Below are 5,291 nucleotides of genomic sequence, written 5' to 3'. Positions count from 1 at the left end.
GGCAATCTGGAATGAATTTTGGCTACGTTACTGTGAACGGAGTGAACAGTAACGTCTGAGAAATATAAGGCCTGTCACTGTTGTGTAAACGGTTGACAGATGGAATTTCCAATGATAATATAAATTCATTCGACATAAAAAATATTCAGTTGTATTTTTTATATATAGATGTGTGAAAAAACAGTATAAAATACGACAACAGGAGGGAAAAAGATGGAGAACGAAACAGTTTCCAAAAATTTTATTGAGAATATCATTGATAAAGATTTAGCAGAGGGTGTTTATGACACCGTGCATACGCGTTTCCCGCCGGAACCGAATGGATATCTTCATATCGGTCATGCGAAATCTATTCTTTTAAACTATGGTCTTGCACAGGAATATAACGGCAAGTTCAACATGCGTTTTGATGATACAAACCCGACCAAAGAAAAGAGTGAGTTTGTAGAATCCATCAAAGCAGATATCAAATGGCTTGGTGCAGACTGGGAAGACAGACTGTTTTTTGCATCTGACTATTTCGAACAGATGTATGAAGCTGCTGTAAAGCTGATCCAGAAAGGCAAAGCCTATGTATGTGACCTGACAGCAGATCAGATCCGTGAATATCGTGGAACTCTTACAGAGCCGGGTAAAGAAAGTCCATACAGAAACAGAAGCGTAGAAGAGAACCTGCAGCTTTTTGAAGAGATGAAAGAAGGCAAATATGCAGACGGAGAGAAAGTGCTTCGTGCCAAGATCGATATGGCATCTCCGAACATGAATATGCGCGACCCGGTTATCTATCGTGTTGCTCATATGACTCACCACAGAACAGGTGATACATGGTGCATCTATCCAATGTATGATTTCGCCCATCCCATCGAGGATGCGATTGAGGGAATCACACATTCCATCTGTACTCTGGAGTTTGAGGATCACAGACCACTGTATGACTGGGTTGTAAAAGAATTGGAATACCCACAGCCACCGAAGCAGATTGAGTTTGCAAAACTGTATCTGACAAATGTAGTTACAGGTAAACGTTATATCAAGAAACTGGTAGAGGAAGGCATCGTAGACGGATGGGATGATCCGCGTCTGGTTTCCATCGCAGCACTGCGCCGCCGTGGATTTACACCGGAATCCATCAAAATGTTTGTAGAACTCTGCGGTGTATCCAAAGCAAACAGCTCTGTTGACTATGCAATGCTTGAATACTGCATCCGTGAGGATCTGAAACTGAAACGTCCACGTTTGATGGCTGTTCTTGATCCGATCAAGCTTGTGATTGATAATTATCCGGAAGGCGAAGTAGAATATCTGGAAGCTCCGAACAATATGGAGAATGAAAAACTGGGAACCCGTAAAATACCGTTTGGCAGAGAACTCTATATTGAGAGAGAAGACTTCATGGTAGATCCGCCTAAGAAATATAAGAGAATGTTCCCGGGCACAGAGGTTCGTCTTATGAACGCATATTTTGTAACCTGTACAGGATATGAAGCTGATGAAGATGGAACTGTACGTGTTGTACACTGTACTTATGATCCTGCAACAAAGGGTGGCAATGCGCCGGATGGCAGAAAAGTAAAAGGAACCATTCACTGGGTAGAAGCAAGTCAGGCAGGAAAAGCAGAAGTACGTCTCTATGAGAATATCGTAGACGAGGAGAAGGGTGTATACAACAAAGAAGATGGTTCTCTGAATGTAAATCCGAACTCTCTGACAAAAGTTACTGCATATGTAGAACCTGCACTTATGGAAGCAAAAGGCTATGACAGCTTCCAGTTCGTAAGAACAGGATTTTTCTGTGCAGATATCCATGATTCTAAAGAGGGTGCACCGGTATTCAACCGTATAGTGTCTCTGAAGAGCTCATTTAAACTTCCGAAAGCATAATGAGACTGAAATAGTAATATAATCAGAATAAAAAGGGAATGTTGCTTCTACGATTGTATAATCGTGAAGTAACATTCCTTTTTGGTTACGTTACTGTGAACGGTAACGTTTATTCTTCAGATTCAGATGCAGCGTCCATAGTCTCTTCAAAATTCTCGGGTTCATCGGCATCTTCTTCCTCTTCTGCATCTTTAATCTCAACTTCAGCAGCTTTATCGGAAGACTTCTCAGAATCGTCTGTATCAGCAGCTTCTTCAGCTTCTTCGCTTTCGGTGTCATCTGTTGCAGACTGTTCGCCTGTATGTTCCCAGGACTGGAAATCTTCGGCAGGTTCCTGATCTTCCTTAGCAGTTTCCTTTTCATCAGTCAGATCGAAATCATCAAAGTCATCTTCAAAATCAAAATCCTCTTTACAGGATCCTTTTTTGGCAATAAGGGCAGCTACAGCACCGGCAGCAGCTGCTGTAAGGGCACCTATTGCAACATATCCCCAGTATTTATTAATTTTAGCCATGATAATCATAAACTCCTTTCTGATATTCTCCTATTTTTGACAGCGAGTCAGGATAAAAATATCTTTTACTCCTGACACCATTTTATTCAGCTATAGGTTATTGTTATTTTAATACTTTTCAGATAAAAAGGAAAGCGAAATTTTATGGAAAGAGTTAATGAAAGCAGTTGCATACCAAAAAGATACAAGGTATACTATGACAGGAAAGAAGAGGTTATTATGAGAAAAATTATTTTGGCATCTGCTTCACCCAGACGAAAAGAACTGTTGGAACGGGCTGGCGTGGATTTTGAAGTGCTGCCTGCATCAGGTGATGAGAATCGTATCTCAGACAATCCGGGAGAGGCAGTAAAACAGCTGGCTTCGGATAAAGCAGCTTCTGTTATCCGCACTATGAAAGATAGTGCCGACGGAACAATTGTGATCGGATCTGACACAGTGGTAGTGTTTGAGAATGTGATCCTTGGCAAACCTCATGATACAGAGGATGCAGTGAATACATTAAAGAAACTTCAGGCAAATACTCATCAGGTATATACCGGCGTTTCTGTATGGGAAAAGAAAGAAAAAGTCTGGACAGAACATACTTTTTATGAAAGTACAGATGTGACTTTTTATCCGGTTTCAGATGAGGAGATCAGAGAGTATGTTGCTACAGGAGAGCCTATGGATAAGGCTGGAAGCTATGGCATCCAGGGACTTTTCGGAATTTATGTAAAGGGGATCAGCGGAGATTACAATAATGTGGTAGGACTCCCGGTTGCCAGATTATTTTATGAAATGAAGAAATCAGGAATTAACTTAAGAGGATGACAAAAGATGATTAAAGCATGTATATTTGATTTGGATGGAACACTGGCTGATACGCTGGATTCCATGGCTTATGTGACTAATATTATTATGGAAAAATTCGGGTTGAAAACACTTCCGGTGGATAATTTCAGATATTACAGCGGAGAAGGGGCAAATATGCTGATCCGCCGCGCACTTAAGGATGCGGGGGATCCGGAACTTGCGCATTATGATGAGGGACAGAAGCTTTACCGGGAAATGTTTGAAGCAGATCCGATGTATAAAGTAGTTCCCTATAAGGGAATGCCGGAAACCTTAAAGAAATTGAAGGAACATGGAATGAAGCTGGCAGTTTGTTCAAATAAACCTCATCCTGCAGCTGTGAAAGTAATTGCGCAGCTTTTTGACGGGGAATTTGATATGGTAGTTGGTCAGAGCGAAGCAATCCGCAGGAAACCGGCACCTGATGGTCCGCTTATGGTTGCGGAGAAATTTGGTGTAAAACCGGAAGAATGTATGTATGTGGGAGATACAAGTACAGATATGAAGACCGGTAAAGCAGCAGGAATGTATACAGTAGGTGCGCTATGGGGCTTTCGTGACCGAAAAGAACTGAATGAGAATGGAGCAGATCTTGTCGCTGAGAAACCGACAGATCTGGTAAAAATTTGCGAGGAACATGGAAATGATTAAGTTGGTTGCAAGTGATCTGGATGGGACGTTACTTTTACATAAGGCACAGTCTCTGCCTGAAGAAATTTTTTCGCTGATCAGGCAGTTAGAGGAACTGGGGATTATGTTTGTAGCAGCCAGTGGAAGGCAATATCCGAATATGACAAAGCTGTTTGCACCTGTTGCTTCAGAGATTTCCTATATTTCGGAGAATGGTGCACTGGCAGTGGATCATGGAGAGGTACTGTATCAGGATTCTTTTGACAGAAAGCTGGCAGGGGAGATTATTTCTGCAATCCTGGAAAAGAAGGATGCCGAGTTTACCTGTTCTGCAAAGGATTACCACTACCTGATGCCGAAGACAAAGAGATTTCATGACCATATGTTATATGAAGTAAAAAATGAATGCAGATTTGTAAACAGCATGGAAGAGATGACGGCTCCTATCATGAAGCTGGCTGTGTTTGAACCGGCCGGCCTTACAGAAGAATCTGTGAAATACTGGATGGACAGATTTGGAAAAGAATGTGTTGTTGTCACTTCGGGAAATGAGTGGATTGATTTTATTCCTTTTGGAACAAACAAGGCAAAAGGAATCAGAGAATATCAGAAAAGATATCATATTTCGCCGGAAGAATGTATTGCGTTCGGAGACGAATATAATGATATAGAGATGCTTAAAGCGGTAAAATATGGCTTTGCCATGGAGCATTCCAAGGAGGGGGTACGGGCAGCTACGTCCTATATGACAAAACAGGTTGAACCGGTCCTTGAGAAGCTGATCCGGGCAAAGGGAAAGATTGAGGAGGTTATTTAAATTGTTTACAGAAGAATGTATTAATACGTTTCTTGAAAATCAGGAGCAGCTTTTTCCACAGGCGGTAGCAGAATCATATGAAGCAGCGGAAGCATTCCTTGAGGATTGCATGGCGCAGGTTGTGGATTCTATTGAAGAAGTGAGAGAATATCTGGAAGAGTCAGGCGCTGATGTGGAAGGAATATCAGATGAAGAACTGGAAGATGCAAGTGAAGTATTTGCTCTGCCGGATGGAAAATATCTGATAGTAGAAGGATAAAAACTGTTCGGTCAAATTATGGATATCACGTGATATATCGGAGAAATAACTGTAAAACACAGTTCGGTCCCTGAATATTGGAGAAAATTGAACTCTGATACTCAGGGGCTGAAGTTGTTTTAAGGGAGAAAATACAGATTACATTTCCGGAAAATGTGATGCTATAATGCTTTTATACAGAGAAAAACGATGTTGTGGTCTGTGATGGGAATGAAAAGGGCAGACAGACACAGAAGCATCACAGAACTGTAATTATTCAGTACCTTCAGAGCGGCTGCTGAATAATTACAAATCTTATTATAGAGGGATTTGTAAATGTTAATGGCATCAAACGCAGCATCTCCAAGAAACGTCTT

At 41.4% G+C, this 5,291-nt stretch carries 7 protein-coding genes; 5 read left to right on the top strand and 2 right to left on the bottom strand.

The genetic code is table 11. The features are described from left to right. The first annotated feature begins 213 nt into the window (after positions 1 to 213). On the top strand, positions 214 to 1,881 hold the full coding sequence (locus LJE12_RS19165) for a glutamine--tRNA ligase/YqeY domain fusion protein (protein WP_055053751.1): 1,668 nt from the start codon (positions 214 to 216) through the stop codon (positions 1,879 to 1,881). Between the two features lie 109 nt (positions 1,882 to 1,990). On the opposite strand, the gene LJE12_RS19160 is transcribed toward LJE12_RS19165, so the two are convergent. After that, on the bottom strand, positions 1,991 to 2,395 hold the full coding sequence (locus tag LJE12_RS19160) for a hypothetical protein (RefSeq protein ID WP_044956000.1): 405 nt from the start codon (positions 2,393 to 2,395) through the stop codon (positions 1,991 to 1,993). Between the two features lie 219 nt (positions 2,396 to 2,614). Here LJE12_RS19160 and LJE12_RS19155 point away from each other — a divergent pair, with 219 nt between their 5' ends. Genes LJE12_RS19155 through LJE12_RS19140 form a run of 4 tightly spaced genes read left to right on the top strand, consistent with a single transcriptional unit; the run spans position 2,615 to position 4,935 of the window. Further along, a complete protein-coding gene (locus LJE12_RS19155) occupies positions 2,615 to 3,208 on the top strand; it encodes a Maf family protein (RefSeq protein ID WP_055057254.1) in 594 nt (197 codons plus the stop codon). A 6-nt stretch (positions 3,209 to 3,214) separates the two neighbouring features. Beyond that, positions 3,215 to 3,880 (top strand): HAD family hydrolase, encoded by a 666-nt coding sequence (locus LJE12_RS19150; protein ID WP_008705515.1) that lies wholly within the window; start codon positions 3,215 to 3,217, stop codon positions 3,878 to 3,880. Next, positions 3,873 to 4,676 carry an HAD family hydrolase gene (locus LJE12_RS19145; RefSeq protein ID WP_020993369.1) on the top strand — a complete coding sequence of 268 codons (804 nt, stop codon included), beginning with the start codon at positions 3,873 to 3,875 and terminating at the stop codon, positions 4,674 to 4,676. Before LJE12_RS19150 ends, LJE12_RS19145 begins: the two co-directional genes overlap by 8 nt. 1 nt (position 4,677) lies before the next feature. After that, the gene (locus LJE12_RS19140) at positions 4,678 to 4,935 is read left to right on the top strand and encodes a glyoxalase (protein ID WP_227227052.1); all 258 of its coding nucleotides are present in this window, start codon (positions 4,678 to 4,680) and stop codon (positions 4,933 to 4,935) included. Positions 4,936 to 5,096: 161 nt separating this feature from the next. Here the strand turns inward: LJE12_RS19140 and LJE12_RS19135 are convergent. Further along, positions 5,097 to 5,291: hypothetical protein (locus tag LJE12_RS19135; protein ID WP_227292370.1), on the bottom strand; the 195-nt coding region annotated here is incomplete at its 5' end.

This window comes from Blautia sp. DFI.6.71 (assembly GCF_020593585.1).
In the GTDB taxonomy this organism is placed as follows: Bacteria; Bacillota; Clostridia; order Lachnospirales; family Lachnospiraceae; genus Blautia_A; species Blautia_A wexlerae.
This window is presented reverse-complemented; position numbering and strand designations above follow the sequence as displayed.

Excerpts from the sequence above, each read along its gene's own strand:
- LJE12_RS19165 (WP_055053751.1), top strand. The coding sequence starts at position 214 with ATGGAGAACGAAACAGTTTCCAAAAATTTTATTGAGAATATCATTGAT.
- LJE12_RS19160 (WP_044956000.1), bottom strand. The coding sequence starts at position 2,395 with ATGGCTAAAATTAATAAATACTGGGGATATGTTGCAATAGGTGCCCTT.
- LJE12_RS19155 (WP_055057254.1), top strand. The coding sequence starts at position 2,615 with ATGAGAAAAATTATTTTGGCATCTGCTTCACCCAGACGAAAAGAACTG.
- LJE12_RS19150 (WP_008705515.1), top strand. The coding sequence starts at position 3,215 with ATGATTAAAGCATGTATATTTGATTTGGATGGAACACTGGCTGATACG.
- LJE12_RS19145 (WP_020993369.1), top strand. The coding sequence starts at position 3,873 with ATGATTAAGTTGGTTGCAAGTGATCTGGATGGGACGTTACTTTTACAT.